Source organism: Enterobacter sp. R-25 (assembly GCF_049913205.1).
Lineage (GTDB): Bacteria > Pseudomonadota > Gammaproteobacteria > Enterobacterales > Enterobacteriaceae > Enterobacter > Enterobacter ludwigii.
Genome location: NZ_CP183982.1, coordinates 1,041,685 through 1,064,235, shown reverse-complemented (window position 1 = coordinate 1,064,235; position 22,551 = coordinate 1,041,685). Strand labels below are relative to the sequence as shown.

The window sequence follows — 22,551 nt, the reverse complement described above, 5'->3', positions numbered from 1 at the left end:
GGTAGCACAAACCCGGCCCATAGTGCGATCAGCGGCTGTTTGTCACCAGTGACACCATCATCTCGATATGCTCAGGCGAGTCGTTAAGGGCCGGAATGTATTCATATTTCGTTCCGCCCGCCTCGAGGAAGAACTCTCTGTTCTGCACGGCAATCTCTTCCAGCGTTTCCAGACAGTCGGCGGAGAAACCGGGTGACATCACCTGAATATGTTTCACGCCCTTCTCACCGAGCATTTTGAGGGTTTCGTCGGTGTAAGGCGTTAACCACGGCTCGCGACCAAAACGCGACTGGAAGGTCATCATCACTTTCTCTGGCGGCAGGCCGAGGGCTGAGACCAGCTCACGGGTAGTATCGCGGCAGCGCTGCGGGTAATCATCCCCTTCATTGGCGAAGCGCTGCGGGATCCCGTGATAGGAGAGCAACAGCAGATCCGGCTCGCCATGTTTTTCAAACGACGCGCGCGCGCTACTGGCAAGCGCTTTAATATAGCGTTCGTTATCGGCGTAATCGCGAATAAAGGTCACGCCAGGAATACGGCGGCGGGTCGCCAGAATACGAGCCAGCTCATCCCAGACGGCGGCAACCGTCGAGCAGGAATACTGCGGATAAAGGGCGAGCACCACAATGTGGTCGACGCCCTGCGCCAGCAGCGAGTCGACCGCGCTTTCCAGTGACGGTTTACCGTAGCTCATGCCCAGCGCGACGGGCATATCCGGCAGACGGGCAGCCAGCGCTTTTTCCTGCCGACGGCTATACACCATCAGCGGTGAGCCCTCTTCCATCCAGACGGACTGATAAAGCTTTGCGACACGTGGGGCACGAATCGGCAGAATGACGCCACGCAGCAGCGGCCACCACAACAGTCTTGGGGTATCCACGACGCGCGTGTCGCTTAAAAATTGTCGCAGGTAGCGTTTTACCGCTTCTGATGTCGGTGCATCTGGTGTACCCAGATTGGCAAGCAGGATGCCGGTTTTCGCCTGACTCATTCACGCCTCTTAACCATTTGAATGGTTTTCAATTGTAGCGGAAAAGCGTTTAAACGAAACCCATTGCTGCAATAGGTAAGATGAGAATTTTTCTCACCCGGAGAGCCCGGGTGAGAGAGGTGCAATTAGCCGAGGATTTTTTCCAGCTCTGCACGAACGTCAGCAACGGCTTTGGTGCCATCAACTTTCGCGTATTTGGTGTTACCCGCCTGCGCTTCTTTGGTGTAATAACCGATCAGCGGAGCGGTCATCTGATGGTATTCCACCAGACGTTTACGCACGGTCTCTTCCTGATCGTCTTTACGGGTGGTCAGCTCTTCACCGGTAACGTCATCTTTACCTTCAACCTTAGGCGGGTTGAATTTGATGTGGTAAACACGGCCAGAGGCAGCGTGTACGCGACGACCAACAATACGGTCAACGATCAGCTCGTCCGGCACGTCGAACTCGAGCACGTAGTCCACGTTGATGCCCGCTTCTTTCATGGCATCAGCCTGAGGAATGGTACGTGGGAAGCCGTCCAGCAGGAAACCGTTACGGCAGTCTTCCTGAGCAATGCGCTCTTTGACCAGAGCGATAACCAGCTCGTCGGTCACCAGCTTGCCTGCGTCCATGATATCTTTCGCTTGTTTACCCAGCTCGGAGCCAGATTTAACAGCGGCGCGCAGCATATCACCGGTGGAGATTTGCGGAATACCGTATTTCTCCATGATGAACTGAGCCTGAGTTCCTTTACCCGCGCCCGGAGCGCCAAGCAGAATAATACGCATTGCGAAAATCCCCTCAAAAGTCGATTCAATTTTTCAAAAGCGCTAAACAATACCACCAGAACGGATATGGCTCAAGGAAGGCAGGCGGGCTGAAACGGTTAATGAAGGGAGATTAACGGGAAGGAACGGTCTGGTGCCCTCCCCCGGTCCTCTCCCACAGGAGAGGGAGAAGACCAGGGGGAGGCGAGTCAATTACGCCAGCAGCAGCGCATTCACACGTTTAATGAACAGGTTAGGATCTTCCAGCGTGCCGCGCTCGGCCAGCAGAGACTGATCCAGCAGGAGCTCAACCCACTCGGCAAAGCGCGCTTCGTCCTGCGTATCCGCCGCGCGTTTCACTAGCGGATGATCCGGGTTCAGCTCGAAGATATATTTCACTTCTGGCATCGCCTGGCCCGCCGCGGCGAACAGTTTCGCCATCTGGGTGCTCATTTCATCCGCATCCGTGGTGACAATGGCCGGGGTATCGGTCAGACGGTGAGTGAAACGCACCTCTTTCACGCGATCGCCCAGCAGCGTTTTCACGCGCTCAACGAAAGGCTCCAGCGCCTTCTCCGCTTCTTTCGCGCTTTCGTCCACTTCATCGGCCAGCTTATCGATCGACTCATCGGCTTTGGCAACGGACTGGAACGCCTTACCGTCGAACTCGGTCAGGTAGTTCATCATCCACTCGTCGATGCGGTCAGACAGCAGCAGTACTTCGATGCCTTTCTTACGCAGCAGCTCGAGGTGTGGGCTGCTCTTCGCCGCGGCGTAGCTGTCGGCGGTGATGTAGTAGATCTTCTCCTGCCCTTCTTTCATGCGGGAGACGTACTCTTCCAGCGAGACGGTCTGCGCAGAGGAGTCGGTGTGAGTGGAAGCGAAACGCAGCAGTTTAGCAATGGCTTCTACGTTGGATGTATCTTCCGCAGGGCCCTCTTTCAGCACCAGACCGAACTGTTTCCAGAAGGTCTGGTATTTTTCTGCATCGTCTTTCGCCAGTTTTTCCAGCATCTGCAGCGCACGTTTGGTCAGTGCATTACGCAGGTTACGGGTGACGGTGCTGTCCTGCAGAATTTCACGGGAGACGTTCAGCGGCAGATCGTTGGAGTCAATCAGGCCACGCACAAAGCGCAGGTAGTTCGGCATGAACTGCTCGGCGTCATCCATGATAAACACGCGCTGGACGTACAGCTTCAGACCGTGCTTGTGATCGCGGTTCCACATATCCCACGGCGCCTGTGACGGGATATACAGCAGGCTGGTGTACTCCTGCTTACCTTCCACACGGTTGTGGCTCCAGGTGAGCGGATCGGTAAAGTCGTGGGCGATGTGTTTGTAGAATTCGTTGTATTCGTCGTCTTTAATTTCAGACTTATTGCGCGTCCACAGCGCCTGCGCCTTGTTGATTTTCTCCCAGGACACCACGGTTTCACCGTCTTTCTCTTCCTGTTTTTCAATCTCAACCGGCAGGGCAATATGGTCGGAGTATTTGCTGATGATGGAGCGCACGCGCCAGTCATTCAGGAAATCATCTTCGCCTTCACGCAGGTGAAGGGTGATTTCGGTACCGCGGTCCGCTTTGGTGATGTCATCAACGGTGTATTCGCCTTCGCCTTTAGATTCCCAGAAGACGCCGTGATCCGCACTGTCGCCTGCTGCGCGAGTACGCACGGTGACTTTGTCCGCAACGATGAACGCCGAGTAGAAGCCCACACCGAACTGGCCGATCAGCTGGCTGTCTTTCGCCTGATCGGAGCCCATTGATTCGAGGAACGCTTTGGTACCGGATTTAGCAATGGTCCCGAGATGGTCGATGACCTCGTCGCGGTTCATACCAATGCCGTTATCGGCGATAGTCAGGGTACGGTTCTCTTTATCAAAAGAGACGCGCACGCGCAGCTCTCCGTCGCCTTCGTACAGATCCGGGTTAGACAGGGCGCGGAAACGCAGCTTGTCCGCCGCATCGGAGGCGTTGGAAATCAGCTCACGCAGGAAGATTTCTTTGTTGGAATACAGGGAATGGATCATCAGGTGCAGAAGCTGTTTTACTTCTGACTGGAAACCACGGGTTTCTTGTCCTTTCATCTATGTCGACCTCAACAATGCCATTTAATGGGGTTTTAAAACGTTGAGGGAGAGATGGGGATACGAGGGGAGAATTTCAAGCGGAGGCCGCGATTGCAGCCTCCGTTTGGTCAGAAAATAATCTTGTGACGTCCAGCCAGAGAGTGGGACAGCGTGGTGCCGTCCACCATCTCCAGCTCACCGCCCACTGGCACGCCGTGAGCGATGCGGCTGGCGTCAACGCCATACTGTGCGCACAATTCGGCGATGTAGTTAGCCGTAGCTTCCCCTTCCACCGTTGGGTTGGTGGCGAGGATCACCTCTTTGATCGTTTCGGACTCAAGACGCTGTTCAAGGCGATCGAGACCGATATCGTCCGGGCCAATACCGTCCAGCGGGGAGAGATGCCCCATCAGCACAAAATAGCGGCCAGAAAACTGCCCGGTCTGTTCGATGGCATAGATGTCCGCCGGACTCTCCACCACGCAAATCTGACCGTTTTCCTGACGACGCGGATTAGTGCAGATGTTACACACGTCCTGCTCGGTAAAGGTACGGCAATCCGCACAGTGACCAATTTCTGACATGGCACGGGTCAAAGCCTGCGCCAGGCGCATCCCGCCGCTGCGGTCGCGCTGCAATAGCGTAAACGCCATGCGCTGCGCCGACTTCGGGCCGACACCCGGCAGACAGCGCAGTGCTTCCATTAACTGCGTGAGCAGCGGACTGGTTTGCATCAGAATGGCATCTTGAAGCCAGGCGGCAGTTGCATACCGCTGGAAACAGAGGCCATTTTCTCTTTCTGAGTTTCATCGATACGGCGCGCAGCATCGTTAAACGCGGCTGCAACCAGATCTTCCAGCATGTCTTTGTCGTCTTCGAGCAGGCTTGGGTCGATTTCAACGCGACGGCAGTTATGCGCACCGTTGATGGTCACCTTGACCAGACCGGCACCGGATTCACCCGTGACTTCCAGCTGAGCGATCTCTTCCTGCATCTTCTGCATTTTTTCCTGCATCTGCTGAGCCTGCTTCATCAGGCCACCCAGACCGCCTTTTCCACCAAACATAGGCTTCTCTCTTCTTTCACGTTTAAGGATTACAACCGTAAGTCAGACTCACGATCAAATGGGGCGAATACTCTCTTCATCCAGATCGGCGTCGAAGAACCGGCGCAGAGTCTGGATATTGTTATCCGCGATAATCGACTCGCGCGCCTGCGCGAGCTTCTCTTCATAAATCGCCTGACGCCATTCCAGTGGCGTTCGCACCGCCGGATTATCATCTTCAATGATAGTCAATTCAACCGGTGCACCGTGTAATGCGGTGAGCGCCTCGGCCAGCACTTTTTGCGCGCCAGGGGAATTCAGGTGCCGCTGACCCGGTCGCAGGTGTAAACGTACCTGATGACCGTCCTGCTCTTTCCAGGCATTCAGCGCGACCTGCTCAACCAGCTTCGGCAACTGCAGTTTACTGACCTCTGCGGCCCACGCGTCACGCTCAATAGACTCTTCGGCAAGTTTCGCGGAAAGCTCAGGTGTTTTTTCATGCTCCAGCGCCTTTTTTAGCGCTTTCGGTGTGGCAACTTCTTCTTTCACCTCTTCAACGAGGGTTGTTGCCTTCCAGCGGTAAGCCTCTTCTTTCACCGGGGCTTTTTGCTCGAGCGCGGACGGTGCAGGGCGCGACTGAACGCGCTCCGTAACCGAAGCCAGTCGTTCAAGCGCGGCGTTGTTCACCGGCCGCGCTCTTCCTGGCGCTGCCGGTTCACTCTTTTTTGGTTTGGTTGCTCCCTGAGCACGTTGCAACTGGCTTCGTGCGGCAAGCACCGAACTGGTGGCCTCCGGCAGCGGTACGTTCTGCTGCGGGGGAGCCGTCGGCTGCGGTGGCACCTGCTGAGGCGACATCACCGCAGTGGGGGCGACCGGAGCAAAAGACTGTCGGGGCACTTCCGGCTCCGGCAGAGGCATGCGCGGATGGAACGCCAGCGCACGCAGCAGGGTCATTTCAACGCCCATCCGGGGATCCGGCGCAAACGGCAGCTCTTTGCGGCCAATCAGCAGCGTCTGGTAATAAAGCTGCACGTCAGCCGGTGGGACGGTGCGCGCAAGTTCACGCATCCGGTGTTCAATAACCGCCATATCGGCACCGATGGCTGACGGAGAAAGCTGCAGCATCGCCACGCGGTGCAGCAGACTCAGCATCTCAACCAGCAGCGCTTCCCATTCAATGCCCCGGGCAGCCGCGGCGTTCACCAGCGACATGACGCGTTCACCGTTGGCGGCAATCATCGCTTCGATGAGAGAAAGCGCCTGATCGTCATCCAGCGTGCCGAGCATGGTGCTGACCGCGTCGGTCGAGAGTTTACCGTCACCGCTGGCAATCGCCTGGTCGGTGAGACTTAAGGCATCACGAAGGCTGCCGTCTGCCGCGCGGGCCAGCAGCTGCAGGGCGCGCGGCTCGTGGACAATCTTCTCTTCATCAAGAATATGTTCAAGCTGAGCGCGGATCTGCTCGACGTCCAGCGCCTTCAGATGGAACTGCAGGCAGCGCGACAAAATAGTGACCGGCAGCTTTTGCGGATCGGTTGTCGCCAGCAGGAATTTCACATGCGCGGGCGGCTCTTCCAGCGTTTTCAGCAGGGCGTTGAAACTGTGGCGTGACAGCATGTGCACTTCATCGATCAGGTAGACCTTGAAGCGGCCACGCGCCGGCGCGTACTGCACGTTGTCGAGCAGATCGCGGGTATCTTCCACTTTCGTGCGCGAGGCGGCGTCGATCTCAATCAGATCGACAAAGCGCCCCTGCTCAATTTCACGGCAGTTGTCACACACGCCGCACGGCGTGGCGGTGATCCCGGTTTCGCAGTTCAGACCTTTTGCCAGCAAACGGGCAATAGAGGTCTTACCGACGCCGCGGGTGCCGGAGAAAAGATAAGCGTGATGGATGCGACCTAGCGACAAGCCGTTCGCCAGGGCCGTCAGCACATGCTCCTGACCGACAACGTCAGCAAAGGTTTGTGGTCGCCATTTACGGGCTAACACCTGATAACTCATGGGCAGGCTCTGCAACGCTGGAAGGTGAATTTATGGAGGGGAATGCTATCACAACCTCACCCATTGAGCGAGGTTGTGAAAACCGGGATTAATGACCCGGGAAAGGCACCAGGCTGTAGCTGGTAATGCCCTGTTTTTCCAGGCGCTGTTCGCCACCCAGATCGAACAGGTTAATGATGAATGCCGCGTCGGTCACTTCACCACCCAGACGACGGATCAGCTTCACGGTCGCTTCAATCGTGCCGCCGGTCGCCAGCAGATCGTCAACCACCAGCACTTTATCGCCAGGCTTGATCGCATCAACGTGGATTTCCAGCTGATCGGTGCCGTACTCCAGTTCGTAGCTCTCTGCGATGGTTTCACGCGGCAGTTTGCGCGGTTTACGCACCGGCACAAAGCCAACACCCATTGCCAGCGCGACCGGCGCGCCAAACAGGAATCCACGGGCTTCGGTACCCACTACTTTGGTGATCCCGGCGTTTTTATAACGCTCGACCAGCAGTTCAATGCTGAGCGCGTACGCTTTCGGGTCTTCCAGCAAGCTGGTGACATCACGGAAAAGAATGCCAGGCTTTGGATAGTCCTGGATACTTTTGATGCTGTTTTTCAGATATTCAAGCTGCTGTGCAGTTGCGGTCATCGGTTTGTGCCTAAATGAAACAGTGTTACTCACAGCGCGCAACGAGTCGGCCAGGGTAACAATTGTTTAACCTTTGACCAGGCGCAGCTGTGCTCGAAAACGGTCGAATTTACTGGCTGCGCGCAATAATTGCAACAGCCATTATAAGGCTTCAGTGCTTTTGTTGCTTTTCATCAACCACGGGGATCCGCCACATAAAGAAAAGCAGACAGGCGAGGATCGTCAGCAACAGAATGCGCACCCACATCATTTTCACCAGCCATAATGAAATGGCAAAGGTAATCAGGATCACCGCGATCGCACGCGGCTTCGCACCGGGCGGCATTGCCCGATGTTTTTGCCAGTGGCGCAAATAGCCGCCAAACCAGGAGCGGTACAGCAGCCAGTGGTGAAAGCGCGGCGATGAACGGGCGAAGCACCAGGCTGCCAGCAGGATAAAAGGCGTAGTGGGCAATAAGGGCAAAACCACGCCCAGCGTGCCTAACACTACCGCGAGCCAGCCAATGATGATTAAAATAGTACGCTGCATAATGCGAATCGTTATCAAACTGAACGGCTACTTTACCACTGGAGAGCGTATTGAAAACAGCCCTGCTTCTGGAGACGCTGCAAAATCAGCTGTCCACCCTGCGCGCGCAGGCTACGCCGTTAATGGGGCATGCTACGCTGAAGCCGCGCTTTGACCGGCAGCTTTTTCGTACCCGCAGCACGCGCATCCAGGATTATGTTGCTGAGGCGCAGATGAACCTTGATGAGTTGCGCCATGCGGTTGAGAACAATCAACAGCAACAGGTCGCCTGGCTTGCGGAACATCTCACCGAGCAGATCACCGCCCTGCACCGTGAAATGACCGCCTGGCCGCTACGCGTCTGGGACAGCGCGTCGCCGGGTCTCGGTAAATGGCAGCGCAAGCGGCTGGAGAACCAGGAGTTTGCGCGCCGTCTGTTTGAGATGAAGCAGGAGCGGGAAACGCGCCTGAACGCAAGCGAGACGCTGGAAGAGCAGCAGTTATTAATGCGAGAGGTTAGCGCCCTTGAGGGCCGCATCGTTCGTTGCCGTCAGGCACTGGATGAAATTGAACGCGTCATTGAACGTCTGACCCGTTAACAGGAGCCGTAAATGTCACTGGAAAATGCACCCGATGAGGTCAAGCTGGCCGTCGATTTGATTATGCTGCTGGAGAATCATGACATCCCTGCCCAGACGGTGCTGAAAGCACTTGAGATAGTGAAGACGGATTTTGAAGGCAAGGTGAAGGCCAGTCGCCTTCACCCTGACCCCCTCCCACCGGGAGAGGGAACCTGAATTACGCCGGGGTAGGATCGTCACCCTGAATCTCGCGCTTCACTTCCGTATGCTCGTCACCTTTCTCGTTACGCAGGTGAACTTCAAGCTGGTTGAAGGCGATGTTAATGTTGTTTTCACGGCACAGACGATCGATAGTGCGGTTCAGCTCATCCACGGTGTAGCTGCGATCGCGCAGCTCACGCACATATAACCGCAGCTCGTGATCCAGCGTGCTCGGCCCAAAGGTGGTGAAGAACACATCTGGGGCGGGCTCGTGCATCACCTTAGGATGCGATTTCGCGGCTTTTAACAACACCTCTTTCACTTTATCCAGATCGGAGCCGTAGGCCACGCCCAGCCGAATGACGACGCGCGTTGTGGTGTCGGAGAGCGACCAGTTGATCAGTCGCTCGGTGACGAACGCTTTGTTCGGGATGATCACCTCTTTGCGATCGAAGTCGGTGATGGTGGTGGCACGAATACGGATCTTACTGACCGTTCCCGAGAAGGTGCCGATGGTGACGGTATCACCGATACGTACCGGACGTTCGAACAGGATAATCAGGCCGGAAACAAAGTTACCGAAGATCTCCTGCAAGCCAAAACCGAGACCGACAGAGAGCGCGGCCGCCAGCCACTGCAGCTTATCCCACGAGACGCCAAGCGAGCCAAAGACCGTCATCGCCCCGACAATAATAATGACGTAGTTGAGGATGGTGGTGATGGCATACGACGCCCCCTGACGCAGGTTCAGACGCGACAGCACCAGCACTTCAAGCAGGCCTGGCAGGTTTCGAATCAACGCCCAGGCCACCACTGACGACACCAGGGCAAAGAGCAGGCTGCCCATGGTCACGCTTTTCATTACCGCGGCGCCCGCTTCGGTGCCGTTGTATTGCCAGAGGGTGATACTGTCGAGGTAGGCAAAGACGGTGATTAAATCAGACCAGATCGCCCAGAACATCACCGCAAACAGCGCGATCATCACCAGCATGGTGATACGCAGTGTCTGCTGGTTAACCTGCTCCAGCGCGATGGTTGGCTCTTCCTGTGGCTCCGCGCCTTCGGCCCCCTCTTTTACCTGATGCTGGCGACGCGCGATGGCACGACGATAAGCGATGCGGCGAGCCGCCACGCTCAGGCCGCGCAGTACGGTCTGATAGAGCAGGTTCCAGACGATCACCAGATAGACGGTTTCAATCCAGCGTCCGGACAGGCGCAACGTGGTATAGAAGTACCCCGTCGCCGTGAGCACCATCAGTGCCAGCGGAATAATCGCCAGTACCGTCACGGTGGCCAGACGAATGTTGTGAGACTCTTTATCCCGCCAGCTGTCGCGGCACATCGGCCACATCAGGATGGCAATGAGCAGCAGGTTCAGCAAAATAACCAGCTGGCCCATGACATCGTCCATCAGGTGCAGCGGAGACAGCTCAGCGACAACGGACCAGAAGTGCAGCGGCAACAGCGCCAGGCTGACGCGCACAATCTGACGACGCCAGTGGCTGGTCAGTTGCGCAGGCATGTTGAAATGACGCACCGCAACGCCGTCTTTTTCCAGCACTTTCCAGCACACGCCAAACACCAGCCAGAACAGGGCCAGTTTTTTACTGAACGCCCACAGCAGGTCGCTGATGTTGAGCTGCATCGTCAGCAGGATAAGCCCCACCGCCAGAATAATCAGGCAGACCGGCAGCGCGCGGATCAGATCGATCAGAATCGCTTTTGGCGTGTGCAGCTGACTGTCGTTACGCAGTTGTCCCACTTCAGACGCCAGCTTATCCTGGTATTTCTTCAGCCAGCCCAGACGCCAGCGGATCAGGCCGGCAATCAGCAGCAGCGGGAGCCCCGCCAGGAAGGCAATCATCACCGCAGGCCAGGCTTTCTCCCAGTTTACGGTGATTTTCATGCTCTTAATCTGCGCCTTCAGCGTTTCAGGGAAGGATTTAATCCAGTCCCAGTCCATCGGCTTGTTGCTATTAACCCAGAAAATCTGCTGGGTCAGGATCTCCTGCAGACTTTTCGACACGCTCACCAGCTGTTGCTGGTTGATCTGCAGGTTAATCGCCATCATCAGCTGGTTGCCGAGCTGTTTGTTGAGCTGGTCGAGCAGCTCGCGGCGCATATCCACAACCTGCAGCAGGGCGTCGTGAACTTCCGGGTTCACTTCACTGGAATGGCCCTCTTCCAATTTGGCGACAAACGTATCGCTCTGGAAAAGGGCGTCGCGCTGCTGGTTCACATCGAATTGTTCCAGACGCAAATCCGCAATGCGGTTGGTCATGTCCTCGAGCTCATCGGCGGACGGCAGCGTCTGCTGTTGCTGGTAGAGAATACGCGACAGCAGCAGGCTGCCTTTCAGAACCGCAATCTGCTCTTTAATGTTGCGTTCAGCCTGCAGCGCGCGGTCCAGCCAGTTTTTCACTCTGATATTTTGCTGAACCAGCGAGTTACCGCTTTCTGTTGCCAGTATCAGGCGCTGGCTCAGCTGATGGTTAGCCTCGAGCTCCTGTTTCACCAGCGGGTTCGCCTGAATGCGGGCAGTTTCGTCCGGTGAGACGGCTTCCTGAGCCGTTTTCTCCGTCAGCGTAAGGCGCTTACTGTTAACCGCCTCCTGCAACAGCTGAAGCTGATGTTCCAAACGATTAATGTTCGCCGTTACGTAGTCGCGCTGCTTCTGAAGCGTATCCTGCAGCACCGTATTCCCTTCCAGGCTTTTACGCTGCTGTTCGATTTGCGCATTCAGTAAGGCCTGCTGCACCAGCAGCAGCGTTTGCTGCGTTGGGCGCAGGGTGCCTTCGCCAACCGACGTACCGTTCAGACGGTTGCGGATCTGCTGCAGCTGCTGAGAGGCGGCATACATCGCATTTTGTACGCGCTCGGGCTGGGTTTGCAGGGAGACAAGCTGGCTGTTGTACGTACCGAGATCGGACTGTGCCGTTTGCAGATCGTCGAGCAGCTGTGCGACGCGCGATTCCAGCTGACGCAACGACAGGGTCGCGAGCGTTTTACGGGTTTCGTCGTCATTATCCACATCGCTCAGGGCATTCAGCGATTCCGTGGCCTTACGCATGTTTTCAGGCGCCTGCGCCACTTTCTGCCGAAGCTGTGTGGTTTCCGCTTTAACACGCTCAATTTTATCAAGCGTTTCCAGCGTCTCCGTCAGATCCTGCTGAACGAGCTTATCCAGAGCAGAGAGATCTTTTTGTTTATTCAGGGTGTCGAGTTGCGACTGAACATCACTGCGTGAAGGGATGTCATTGTTGTTATCGGCGCGGGCCCAGGAAAGCGGTGCCGTTGCGAAGAAAAACAGCGTCGCCAATAAAAATACAAGAACAGGATCTTGCGAGCGATTGGTGTGCAGCATAGTTGTGAATGATGTCAGAAGATGACCGAAAATAGTCCGGCGTGCAGGATATCACGCTCGCCTGAAGCAGAATAGCGCGAACGTGAGCCTCTAAGAGAAATCCTGGAATCGCGTCAGGCTGTTAGCGAGCCTGACTTGCCATGCAGCGTCGGGGAGAGCTGGCACATCTCCAGGAAAATAGCGACATAGCTGCGGGCTTCGTTCTTCAGGTCAAAGGAGTCCGGGGCGAAAAGCCAGTTTTCCATCAGGCCGGAAATATAACTGCGCATCAGGACTGCCGCCCGTCGGGTCATTAACGTCGCCGGCAGCTGGTTCGCCTGCATGCACTGGGTGAGGACCTGTTCAATGCGATCGTAGCTTTCCAGACACAGGCTGCGCTGCGCCTGCTGGACGACCGCCATCTCTCCAACCAACTCGCATTTATGGTAGATGATTTCCATCATTAACCTGCGACGTTCTTCAACTACCGTTGCTTCAAGGATATATACTAATATTTCTCTTAATACTGAGAGTGGATCCTCGGGGAATTTTGCCCGATACTCAGTCTCAAGATCGCTAATGCTGGACTCTGAGAGTTGCCAGATTTCACTGAACAGATCTGTCTTGTCTTTAAAATGCCAGTAAATCGCTCCCCGCGTGACGCCCGCGGCCTGAGCAATCTGCGCCAGCGAGGTTGACGAAACACCCTGCTGAGAAAACAAACGCATAGCCACATCCAGAATGTGTTGTCGGGTTTCAAGCGCTTGTTGTTTGGTTTTTCGTGCCATACGTTAGTGAATTTACAGGAGTCAGATTTACATACATTTGTGAATGTATGTACCATAGCATGACGATAATATAAACGCAGCAATGGGTTTTTGGACTCAGGACCATTGATCAATTTGAAATCGGACACTCGAGGTTTACATATGAACAAAAACAGAGGGTTAACGCCTCTGGCGGTCGTTCTGATGCTCTCAGGCAGCTTAGCGCTAACAGGATGTGACGACAAACAGGCTCAACAAGGAGCTCAGCAGGTGCCAGAAGTTGGCGTGGTGACGCTCAAGTCCGAACCTCTCCAGATAACGACAGAATTACCGGGCCGTACCAGCGCATACCGCATCGCAGAAGTGCGTCCTCAGGTGAGTGGTATCATCCTGAAACGTAACTTCACCGAGGGTGGTGAAGTGAAAGCTGGCGAGTCTCTGTATCAGATTGATCCGGCAACCTACCAGGCCTCCTATGAGAGCGCGAAAGGCGATCTGGCGAAAGCAGAAGCTGCAGCCAAAATCTCCCAACTGACGCTGAACCGTTACAAAAAACTGCTCGGTACCAAGTACATCAGTCAACAGGATTATGACACTGCCCTGTCTGATGCACAGCAGACCAACGCCGCCGTGATTGCCGCGAAAGCTGCAGTGGAAACAGCGCGTATCAACCTCGCCTATACCAAAGTGACCTCCCCAATCAGCGGTCGCATCGGTAAATCTTCCGTCACGGAAGGGGCGCTGGTGCAAAACGGTCAGACCAACGCGTTGGCCACCGTGCAGCAGCTTGATCCGATTTACGTTGACGTGACCCAGTCCAGCAACGATTTCCTGCGCCTGAAACAAGAGCTGGCAAATGGCACGCTGAAGCAGGAAAACGGTAAAGCCAAAGTGGAGCTCGTGACCAATGACGGTATCAAGTTCCCGCAGGCAGGCACACTGGAATTCTCCGATGTGACGGTCGACCAAACTACCGGTTCCATCACCTTACGTGCGATTTTCCCGAACCCGGATAAGACACTCTTACCTGGTATGTTCGTTCGCGCGCGTCTGCAAGAAGGCACCAACCCAACCGCACTTCTGGTGCCTCAGCAGGGTGTCACCCGTACGCCACGTGGCGACGCGAGTGCACTGGTTGTCGGGGCTGATGACAAAGTCGAAACGCGCAACATCACTGCCACGCAGGCGATTGGCGATAAATGGCTGGTGACGGAAGGTCTGAAAGATGGCGATCGCGTGATTATTACTGGTTTGCAAAAAGTTCGTCCTGGCGCGCAGGTCAAAGCACAGGAAGTGAAATCTGACGATAAACAACAAGCTTCGGCCGCTGGCCAGTCAGAACAAACCAAGTCTTAACTTAAACAGGAGCCGTTAAGACATGCCTAATTTCTTTATCGATCGCCCCATATTTGCATGGGTGATCGCCATAATCATCATGCTGGCTGGGGGACTTGCGATCCTGAAGCTGCCTGTCGCGCAATATCCAACGATTGCGCCACCGGCGGTAACAATTTCCGCAACCTACCCCGGGGCTGATGCAAAAACGGTGCAGGACACCGTGACACAGGTTATCGAACAGAACATGAACGGTATCGATAACCTGATGTACATGTCCTCAAACAGTGACTCAACCGGTACGGTACAGATCACACTGACCTTCCAGTCAGGTACGGATGCTGACATCGCGCAGGTTCAGGTCCAGAACAAACTGCAGCTCGCCATGCCGTTGCTGCCACAAGAAGTACAACAGCAGGGTGTGAGCGTCGAGAAATCGTCCAGTAGCTTCCTGATGGTTGTTGGCGTTATCAACACCAACGGCACCATGACGCAGGAGGATATTTCCGACTACGTGGGCGCCAACATGAAGGACGCCATCAGCCGTACGTCTGGTGTGGGTGACGTTCAGCTGTTCGGTTCTCAGTACGCAATGCGTATCTGGATGGATCCGAACAAACTGAACAACTTCCAGCTGACGCCGGTGGACGTGATCAACGCCATCAAAGCGCAGAACGCCCAGGTTGCCGCCGGTCAGTTAGGCGGTACCCCGCCGGTGAAAGGCCAGCAGCTTAACGCCTCGATCATCGCACAGACCCGTCTGACCTCCGCCGATGAGTTCAGCAAAATTCTGCTGAAGGTGAATCAGGACGGTTCGCAGGTTCGTCTGCGCGACGTGGCGAAAGTGGAACTGGGTGGCGAAAACTACGACATCATTGCGAAGTTTAACGGCAAGCCGGCTTCCGGTCTCGGGATCAAACTGGCGACAGGTGCTAACGCCCTGGACACCGCGACGGCTATCCGTGCGGAACTGAAGAAGATGGAACCGTTCTTCCCGTCAGGCCTGAAGATCGTTTATCCGTATGACACCACGCCGTTCGTCAAAATCTCGATTCACGAAGTGGTTAAAACCCTGGCAGAAGCGATCATCCTGGTATTCCTGGTCATGTATCTGTTCCTGCAAAACTTCCGCGCGACGCTGATCCCAACCATCGCCGTACCAGTCGTATTGCTCGGGACCTTCGCCATACTGGCCATCTTTGGCTACTCGATAAACACCCTGACGATGTTCGGGATGGTGCTCGCCATCGGCTTGCTTGTGGATGACGCCATCGTGGTGGTAGAAAACGTCGAGCGTGTCATGGCGGAAGAAGGTCTACCGCCGAAGGAAGCAACCCGTAAATCCATGGGCCAGATCCAGGGCGCGCTGGTCGGTATCGCGATGGTACTGTCTGCGGTATTTATCCCAATGGCCTTCTTTGGCGGCTCTACCGGTGCAATTTATCGTCAGTTCTCCATCACCATTGTCTCGGCGATGGCGCTGTCGGTACTGGTTGCATTGATCCTGACGCCTGCACTGTGTGCCACCATGCTGAAACCTGTTCAGAAAGGCGGTCACGGCGAGCATAAAGGGTTCTTCGGCTGGTTTAACCGCATGTTTGATAAGAGCACGCATCACTACACCGACAGCGTGGGTAACATCCTGCGCAGCACCGGTCGTTACCTGCTGCTCTATATCATCATCGTGGTGGGGATGGCCTATCTGTTCGTTCGTCTGCCAAGCTCGTTCCTGCCAGATGAAGACCAGGGCGTGTTCCTGACGATGGCACAGCTGCCGGCGGGTGCCTCGCAAGAACGTACCCAGAAGGTGCTGGATGAAGTAACGGATTACTACCTCACCAAAGAGAAAGCTAACGTTGAATCCGTGTTTGCGGTTAACGGCTTTGGCTTTGCGGGTCGTGGTCAGAACACCGGTATTGCCTTCGTTTCTCTGAAAGACTGGTCAGAACGTCCGGGCGAAGAGAACAAAGTTGAGGCGATTACTGGCCGTGCAATGGGCACGTTCTCACAGATTAAAGATGCGATGGTCTTCGCCTTTAACCTGCCAGCGATTGTTGAACTGGGGACAGCGACAGGTTTCGACTTCCAGCTGATTGACCAGGGCGGTCTGGGTCATGAAAAACTGACGCAGGCACGTAACCAGCTGTTCGGTGAAGTGGCGAAACACCCTGACCTTCTGGTCGGCGTGCGTCCTAACGGTCTGGAAGATACGCCTCAATACAAAATCGACATCGATCAGGAGAAAGCGCAGGCACTGGGCGTTTCCATCAGTGACATCAATACCACGCTGGGCGCGGCCTGGGGCGGTAGCTACGTCAACGACTTCATCGACCGTGGTCGTGTGAAGAAAGTGTACGTGATGTCAGAAGCGCAATACCGTATGTTACCGAACGATATCAACAACTGGTACGTTCGCGGCAACAACGGCCAGATGGTGCCGTTCTCATCCTTCTCTACGTCGCATTGGGAATACGGTTCGCCGCGTCTGGAACGTTATAACGGGCTGCCATCCATGGAGATCCTGGGTCAGGCCGCACCAGGCCGAAGCACCGGTGAAGCCATGAACCTGATGGAAGAGCTGGCAGGTAAATTGCCTGCGGGTATCGGCTATGACTGGACCGGTATGTCCTACCAGGAACGTCTGTCCGGAAACCAGGCCCCTGCCCTGTACGCCATTTCACTGATTGTGGTCTTCCTGTGTCTGGCGGCACTGTATGAGAGCTGGTCGATTCCGTTCTCCGTTATGCTGGTGGTGCCACTGGGGGTTATCGGTGCGCTGCTTGCGGCAACGTTCCGTGGATTAACCAACGACGTGTACTTCCAGGTGGGCCTGCTGACAACCATTGGCTTGTCGGCGAAGAACGCGATACTTATCGTTGAATTCGCCAAAGATCTGATGGAGAAAGAAGGTAAAGGCCTGATTGAGGCGACGCTTGACGCGGTGCGTATGCGTCTGCGCCCAATCCTGATGACATCACTGGCATTTATCCTCGGGGTAATGCCGCTGGTTATCAGTACCGGTGCGGGTTCCGGTGCACAGAACGCCGTCGGTACAGGCGTTATGGGGGGTATGGTTACCGCAACCGTACTTGCTATCTTCTTCGTTCCGGTATTCTTCGTGGTGGTTCGCCGCCGCTTTAGCCGCAAGAATGAAGATATTGAGCACAGTCATTCGGTAGAACCGCACTGATACCGGTTTCACATGATAAAAAGGCCGCATTAGCGGCCTTTTTCTTTTTCAGAAAAAAATCATAAAATAGGCTTATTGTGCTTCTATTTATTTCCTGCCGCCTACAATGACATATCATAATTAAGTGATAACGTAATCGCTGAATTCAGGATTTTTTTAATTTCATTTCCCTGCTTAAATGATTAGGAATATTCCTAACCATATCTTCAGACAAAGAGAACTCCGGATTTGGACATCTTAGGATTGTTTACGCTAAGCCAATGAAACGTAAGGGAGCGAAAAAAGTTCCACGTTAATCTGGATAAAAATGTTTAGCGCTGAAGGCACATTTGCGTAAAGGCTCGCAGTCAGTGCTTTTATTTGTAATTTTTCGTAATAGCGCGGTGAAATCTTGATCAGAGTGGATTATAGTTAGAGTTATCAGGAACACAGCACCCGTGCGGCTAAGTATGTTGTATCCATCCCGACATGATGTTCGGTGAGTAAGAAATCACTCAGAAGGGGATGCGCTATGGACGAGTACTCGCCAAAAAGGCATGATATCGCGCAGTTGAAATTTCTCTGCGAATCCTTGTACCATGACTGCCTTGCCAATCTTGATGAAAGTAACCATGGCTGGGTAAACGACCCAACGTCTGCCATCAATTTACAGTTAAACGAGTTGATCGAGCATATTGCAACCTTCGCACTTAATTATAAAATTAAGTACAATGAAGATAATAAGCTGATTGAGCAAATTGATGAATACCTGGATGACACCTTTATGTTGTTCAGCAGCTACGGCATTAATGCGCAAGATTTGCAGAAATGGCGTAAATCGGGCAACCGACTATTTCGTTGCTTCATCAACGTGAGCAGAGCTAACCCCGTTAGTCTTTCCTGTTAAAATTATTACAATTAGTAAGGTAAATTTATGTCTGAAAAACCACTCACAAAAATCGATTATTTGATGCGTTTGCGACGCTGCCAGTCAATAGACACGCTTGAACGTGTAATTGAAAAGAATAAATACGAGCTTTCTGATAATGAACTGGCGGTATTTTATTCAGCGGCTGACCACCGTCTTGCAGAACTGACTATGAATAAGCTGTATGACAAAATCCCAACGTCCGTGTGGAGATTTGTCCGTTAATCTTTGAAGTGTGTCTGTAGAGGTTCTACGCCACTTTCTCAGCTGTATTCAACTTTCTGGCTATACCCTCCTGCCCCAGTGCAGGTCTCCGTGTAAAACGTGCTCATCCGCAATATTATTGTGATTATAGTCACAGTGATTTTCCGGGAACGTTCCCCTGCCATCATGTTCCGATTACCCTACGGTAAAGACGACCAGTGAGGTTCCCAATGAGCATAGAAAAGCAGAAGATGATTGCAGGTGAACATTACCGCCCTGGTGATGAAACATTACGGGCCGACCGATTACGCGCCCGACACCTGGTTCACCGTTATAACCACACTGCACCTGATGAGAAACTCGAACGCCAGAACATTCTGGCGGAACTCCTCGGGCAAAGCGAAGGGGCCTATATTGAGCCGAGCTTCCGCTGTGACTATGGATATAACATTTATCTGGGCAAAGAATTTTACGCCAATTTCGATTGCGTGATGCTGGATGTCTGCCCGATACATATTGGCGACAACTGCATGCTCGCGCCAGGGGTGCATATTTACACGGCAACCCATCCGCTGGACGCCGACGCGCGTAATAGCGGCGTGGAGTTTGGCAAGCCGGTGACCATCGGCAACAACGTCTGGATTGGCGGACGTGCGGTTATTAACCCGGGCGTTACGTTGGGTGATAATGTGGTGGTGGCCTCTGGCGCTATCGTAACGAAAGACGTCCCGGCGAATGTCGTCGTCGGCGGCAATCCGGCAACAATCATTAAACGGCTGTAAAGTGACGGGGAGTCAACTGTTATGGTCTTTTAGCGCCTGACTGTTACTTTTTTCAGCCAAATGGCTCCCCTAAAATTGGCAGACATCCTGTATTGTCAATTCTCATAAAGGCAAAAAATGACCGAGATACAGCGCCTGCTTACTGCCACCATCGACGATCTTAATCACCGCGAAAAGCGCGACAATCGCCCGCGCTTTAGCATCAGCTTTATTCGCAAACACCCTGGACTGTTTGTCGCAATGTATGCCGCCTGGCTGGCGACACTGATTGTGATGTTGAAGTCCGAAACTCTGGTGGACTCCGTCTGGCTGCTTGTCATTCTGTTTGTGGTGTTTAACGCCTTTTTCTTTTTTGACGTTAATCCCCGCTACCGCTACGAAGATATCGACGTCCTTGATTTCCGGGTTTGCTATAACGGTGAATGGTATAACACGCGTTACGTGCCGCCGGAGCTGATCGAAAGCATCATGCACTCCCCCGCGGTTGAAACAGTGCAAAAAGAGAAGCTGCAGAAGATGGTATCCACCAAAGGTCAGCTCTCTTTTTATGATGTCTTTACCCTTTCCCGTCCTGCTGCTGCGTGATTAAAGCCTGTATGCGTCGGATACCCGACACAAACTGAGAAGCAGAGGTATTGCCGTAACCTAACACCAGACCGGTTTGCCCCTGCTTCGGCTCCAGGTAATACCCGCTCAGTGCAGCGGGTGCCAGCTGAAACGCCCTCGCCTGCGCGACCACTTTCTGGTCGTCGATGCCGTCTATTGCCAGCGTCAGATGCATCCCCCCTTCACCCGCCAGAATGCGATGCGGAGTATGAAGCTCAGCACTCAGCACCTCACGCAGCTGTCGGTAGCGCTTACGGTAGAGCCGGCGCATGGCGGCAAGGTGGCGGGCATAATGTCCTTCCTCAATAAACAGCGCCAGGGTTCGCTGTTCGGCGCGATGCCCGCCACGCAGCAGCGCGCCAATGGCCGGACGGGCCGCGTTTGCCAGCGCCGGGGGTAACACCATGAACCCCATTCTCAGCGACGGAAAGAGGGTTTTGCTGAAGGTACCAAGATAGACAACCGGCGCATTGTTGACCATTCCCAGCATTGCGGGCACGGGCTCACCGGAATAACGAAACTCGCTGTCGTAATCATCTTCAATAATCCAGGCGTTATGCTGCCGGGCCAGATCCAGCAGCGCCAGGCGTCGCCGCGCGCTGAGCACGCTTCCGTACGGAAACTGGTGCGAAGGTGAGGTGAAAATAAGCGCAGGGGACGGCGTATCCAGCCCTTCCCAGAACATGCCTTCGTCATCAACCGGCATCCCCGTCATGACTAAGCCCGCTTTGGCAAAGGCGCTTTTAGCCCCGCCATAGCCAGGATCTTCCACCCACGCGACGCTGCCGGGTTCGCTCAGCAGCAACGTGCAAAGGTTTACCCCCTCAAGCGCGCCTTCGGTCATCACTATCTGACTGGCATCGCAGTCAATGCCGCGCGAAAGGGCAAGGTGGCGGGCAATGGCCGCCCGCAGCGACGGCTCCCCGGCAGGATCGCCATACCCTAAGAGCGCGCTGCCCTCTTCACGCAGAACCCGGTCGTACAAGCGCCGCCACAGCGGCAGGGGAAAGTAGTTGATGGCCGGTGTTCCCGGCGTAAATGCCGGAACCGGGGTATCACGCGGCACCGGCGCAGGCAGCGAGGCGACCCGGGTGCCGAGCGTGACGGCAGAGTCCGGCAATGCCTGAACGAGCGTACGCTGCGCCAGCTGCGCTACCCGCGTCCCCAGGCGGTTACGCAGCAGATACCCTTCGAGCGTCAGCTGTTCCAGCGCCGCATTGACGGTATTCCGTGAAAGCGAGAGCTGCTGAGCCAGCATTCGCGAACCGGGAAGCCGGCTCCCGGGGTGTAGCCGGCCGCACAGTATCGCCTCACGCAGTGCATGATACAGCGCGCGCTGCAGCGTCTCTTCCCCCCGCGCTTTCAACGCGGCATTCAGCAAAGTATAAAATTCATCGCCCGGTATGTTCATCTCGCCTCCCGTGGTACCACCAAAACATAGCTGAGTGGCACTTTTTAAGGAACCAGTAATTCACTAGTCTGGCGTTCTTATCAACGTCACGGACAGTAAAATGAAAACATTCAATGAGTTTGGACAGCCAGTAGGCGAGGCGCTTATCGACTGGCAACCCCGCCAGCACCCTTCACGTGTGGTGCTTCAGGGCCACTATTGTCGCCTTGAGCCGCTGCGGGTGGAGCACGCTGAGGCGTTGTTCAGCGCGTATTCTCTGGCCGAAGATACCCGCAGCTGGACGTGGCTGTTGCGTGAGCCGGATGCCAGCGCAGAGGCGTTTGCAGGGTGGGTAGAGAGCGTGCGTGACTTATCCGATCCGATTCACTTTAGCGTTATCGACAACCAGACCCAGTCTGCGGTCGGCACGCTGGCTCTGATGCGGATCGATCCAACCAATGGCGTTGTGGAGGTGGGACATGTTCATTTCTCCCCGCTGCTCAGCCGCACGCCGATGTCGACGGAAGCGCAATATCTGCTGATGCGATACGTGTTCGACACCCTTGGGTATCGTCGATACGAGTGGAAGTGCAACAGCCTGAACGCGCCTTCGCGCAAGGCGGCACTGCGTCTTGGCTTTCAGTTTGAGGGGCGTTTTCGTCAGGCGCTGGTCACGAAAGGTCATAACCGGGATACCGACTGGTTTTCAATTCTCGACAAAGAGTGGCCGGCGCTGGCGAGTGCCTTTGAAGGCTGGCTTGCCACCGACAATTTTACTGCCGATGGCAACCAGAAAAGATCCCTGGAAAGCTGGCGCGAAACACGCGTCTAGCGTCTTTTCTTACGTCCCTGAACCGCCTTAAAGCGCGGATTGGATTTGCAAATCACGTATAAGCGTCCCTTGCGTTTGACTATCTGGCAATCCGGGTGACGCTGTTTTGCACTGCGCAATGAGTTAAGTACCTGCATGGTTATCCCCGCTTCGCATTAAGAAAGCCGCCGAAACGCTTACGGAAGCGCGCCGCACTGCCATCCGTCGAGAACGTTTTCTGCTTGCCGGTGTAGAACGGGTGCGATTTTGAAGAGACCTCGATGGTGATATACGGATACGTTTCACCGTCGAGTTCAATTTCGCGGTCGGTCTTAATGGTTGAGCCGACTTTAAAGTATTCATTAGCACTGGTGTCGTGGAACACCACGGTGCGATAGGCTGGGTGGATATCTGGTTTCATCGTAAA

At 54.7% G+C, this 22,551-nt stretch carries 22 protein-coding genes and 1 other annotated feature; of the genes, 9 read left to right on the top strand and 13 right to left on the bottom strand.

All coding sequences use genetic code 11. The annotated features are described in order from the left end of the window. Positions 1 to 28: 28 nt before the first annotated feature. The 8 genes from hemH to ACN9MQ_RS04995 all read right to left on the bottom strand — a co-directional run bounded on the left by hemH (position 29) and on the right by ACN9MQ_RS04995 (position 8,028). On the bottom strand, positions 29 to 991 hold the full coding sequence (hemH, locus tag ACN9MQ_RS05030) for a ferrochelatase (protein WP_025204839.1): 963 nt from the start codon (positions 989 to 991) through the stop codon (positions 29 to 31). A 125-nt stretch (positions 992 to 1,116) separates the two neighbouring features. Further along, a complete protein-coding gene (gene adk / locus ACN9MQ_RS05025; RefSeq protein ID WP_006809841.1) occupies positions 1,117 to 1,761 on the bottom strand; it encodes an adenylate kinase in 645 nt (214 codons plus the stop codon). Between the two features lie 192 nt (positions 1,762 to 1,953). Continuing rightward, entirely contained in the window at positions 1,954 to 3,828 is a 1,875-nt protein-coding gene (gene htpG / locus ACN9MQ_RS05020; protein WP_014168914.1) for a molecular chaperone HtpG, read from the bottom strand. A gap of 110 nt (positions 3,829 to 3,938) precedes the next feature. Beyond that, a complete protein-coding gene (gene recR, locus ACN9MQ_RS05015) occupies positions 3,939 to 4,544 on the bottom strand; it encodes a recombination mediator RecR (RefSeq protein WP_006809843.1) in 606 nt (201 codons plus the stop codon). Then, on the bottom strand, positions 4,544 to 4,876 hold the full coding sequence (locus ACN9MQ_RS05010) for a YbaB/EbfC family nucleoid-associated protein (RefSeq protein ID WP_010428194.1): 333 nt from the start codon (positions 4,874 to 4,876) through the stop codon (positions 4,544 to 4,546). The genes recR and ACN9MQ_RS05010 overlap by 1 nt, the downstream gene beginning before the upstream one ends. Positions 4,877 to 4,930: 54 nt before the next feature. After that, complete coding sequence (dnaX, locus tag ACN9MQ_RS05005; protein WP_426021410.1) at positions 4,931 to 6,859, bottom strand: DNA polymerase III subunit gamma/tau; 1,929 nt, start codon at positions 6,857 to 6,859, stop codon at positions 4,931 to 4,933. Next, positions 5,537 to 5,601: a sequence feature (DnaX frameshifting element), on the bottom strand. Its footprint overlaps the gene before it by 65 nt. An 88-nt stretch (positions 6,860 to 6,947) precedes the next feature. After that, entirely contained in the window at positions 6,948 to 7,499 is a 552-nt protein-coding gene (gene apt, locus ACN9MQ_RS05000) for an adenine phosphoribosyltransferase (protein WP_000127359.1), read from the bottom strand. Between the two features lie 151 nt (positions 7,500 to 7,650). Beyond that, positions 7,651 to 8,028: a DUF454 family protein gene (locus ACN9MQ_RS04995; RefSeq protein WP_020885182.1), complete on the bottom strand. Its 378-nt coding sequence runs from the start codon at positions 8,026 to 8,028 to the stop codon at positions 7,651 to 7,653. Positions 8,029 to 8,078: 50 nt separating this feature from the next. On the opposite strand from ACN9MQ_RS04995, the gene priC reads away from it, so the two are divergent. Then, positions 8,079 to 8,606 (top strand): primosomal replication protein N'', encoded by a 528-nt coding sequence (priC, locus tag ACN9MQ_RS04990; protein WP_279256709.1) that lies wholly within the window; start codon positions 8,079 to 8,081, stop codon positions 8,604 to 8,606. A 12-nt stretch (positions 8,607 to 8,618) separates the two neighbouring features. Beyond that, positions 8,619 to 8,804: a pleiotropic regulatory protein RsmS gene (gene rsmS, locus ACN9MQ_RS04985; RefSeq protein ID WP_014168908.1), complete on the top strand. Its 186-nt coding sequence runs from the start codon at positions 8,619 to 8,621 to the stop codon at positions 8,802 to 8,804. Position 8,805: 1 nt separating this feature from the next. On the opposite strand, the gene mscK is transcribed toward rsmS, so the two are convergent. Continuing rightward, positions 8,806 to 12,153, bottom strand: coding sequence for a mechanosensitive channel MscK (gene mscK, locus ACN9MQ_RS04980; RefSeq protein WP_426262679.1), 3,348 nt, complete (start codon positions 12,151 to 12,153; stop codon positions 8,806 to 8,808). 113 nt (positions 12,154 to 12,266) lie between these two features. Next, positions 12,267 to 12,920: a multidrug efflux transporter transcriptional repressor AcrR gene (gene acrR, locus ACN9MQ_RS04975; RefSeq protein ID WP_014168906.1), complete on the bottom strand. Its 654-nt coding sequence runs from the start codon at positions 12,918 to 12,920 to the stop codon at positions 12,267 to 12,269. Between the two features lie 141 nt (positions 12,921 to 13,061). Between acrR and acrA the strand changes: the two genes are divergently transcribed. The 6 genes from acrA (at position 13,062) to ACN9MQ_RS04945 (ending at position 19,902) form a co-directional block, all read left to right on the top strand. Further along, positions 13,062 to 14,255, top strand: coding sequence for a multidrug efflux RND transporter periplasmic adaptor subunit AcrA (acrA, locus tag ACN9MQ_RS04970; RefSeq protein ID WP_426021411.1), 1,194 nt, complete (start codon positions 13,062 to 13,064; stop codon positions 14,253 to 14,255). Between the two features lie 22 nt (positions 14,256 to 14,277). Further along, positions 14,278 to 17,424 carry a multidrug efflux RND transporter permease subunit AcrB gene (gene acrB, locus ACN9MQ_RS04965; RefSeq protein WP_014168904.1) on the top strand — a complete coding sequence of 1,049 codons (3,147 nt, stop codon included), beginning with the start codon at positions 14,278 to 14,280 and terminating at the stop codon, positions 17,422 to 17,424. 511 nt (positions 17,425 to 17,935) lie between these two features. Further along, on the top strand, positions 17,936 to 18,310 hold the full coding sequence (gene tomB, locus ACN9MQ_RS04960; protein ID WP_020885187.1) for an Hha toxicity modulator TomB: 375 nt from the start codon (positions 17,936 to 17,938) through the stop codon (positions 18,308 to 18,310). 27 nt (positions 18,311 to 18,337) lie between these two features. Then, positions 18,338 to 18,556 carry an HHA domain-containing protein gene (locus ACN9MQ_RS04955; RefSeq protein ID WP_014168902.1) on the top strand — a complete coding sequence of 73 codons (219 nt, stop codon included), beginning with the start codon at positions 18,338 to 18,340 and terminating at the stop codon, positions 18,554 to 18,556. 209 nt (positions 18,557 to 18,765) lie between these two features. Then, the gene (maa, locus tag ACN9MQ_RS04950) at positions 18,766 to 19,317 is read left to right on the top strand and encodes a maltose O-acetyltransferase (protein ID WP_020885188.1); all 552 of its coding nucleotides are present in this window, start codon (positions 18,766 to 18,768) and stop codon (positions 19,315 to 19,317) included. A gap of 117 nt (positions 19,318 to 19,434) precedes the next feature. Then, positions 19,435 to 19,902, top strand: a complete 468-nt coding sequence (locus ACN9MQ_RS04945; RefSeq protein WP_032677533.1) for a YlaC family protein — start codon at positions 19,435 to 19,437, stop codon at positions 19,900 to 19,902. Here the strand turns inward: ACN9MQ_RS04945 and ACN9MQ_RS04940 are convergent. After that, positions 19,874 to 21,334: a PLP-dependent aminotransferase family protein gene (locus ACN9MQ_RS04940; RefSeq protein ID WP_149376877.1), complete on the bottom strand. Its 1,461-nt coding sequence runs from the start codon at positions 21,332 to 21,334 to the stop codon at positions 19,874 to 19,876. The genes ACN9MQ_RS04945 and ACN9MQ_RS04940 overlap by 29 nt on opposite strands. A 100-nt stretch (positions 21,335 to 21,434) precedes the next feature. Between ACN9MQ_RS04940 and ACN9MQ_RS04935 the strand changes: the two genes are divergently transcribed. Beyond that, positions 21,435 to 22,145, top strand: coding sequence for a GNAT family N-acetyltransferase (locus ACN9MQ_RS04935; RefSeq protein ID WP_181240139.1), 711 nt, complete (start codon positions 21,435 to 21,437; stop codon positions 22,143 to 22,145). Here ACN9MQ_RS04935 and ykgO read toward each other — a convergent pair. Together ykgO and ACN9MQ_RS04925 are read right to left on the bottom strand one after the other, a co-directional pair. Next, positions 22,142 to 22,282, bottom strand: coding sequence for a type B 50S ribosomal protein L36 (gene ykgO, locus ACN9MQ_RS04930; protein WP_003859006.1), 141 nt, complete (start codon positions 22,280 to 22,282; stop codon positions 22,142 to 22,144). The genes ACN9MQ_RS04935 and ykgO overlap by 4 nt on opposite strands. Positions 22,283 to 22,284: 2 nt before the next feature. Further along, positions 22,285 to 22,545, bottom strand: a complete 261-nt coding sequence (locus tag ACN9MQ_RS04925; protein ID WP_010428154.1) for a type B 50S ribosomal protein L31 — start codon at positions 22,543 to 22,545, stop codon at positions 22,285 to 22,287. Positions 22,546 to 22,551: the final 6 nt, after the last annotated feature.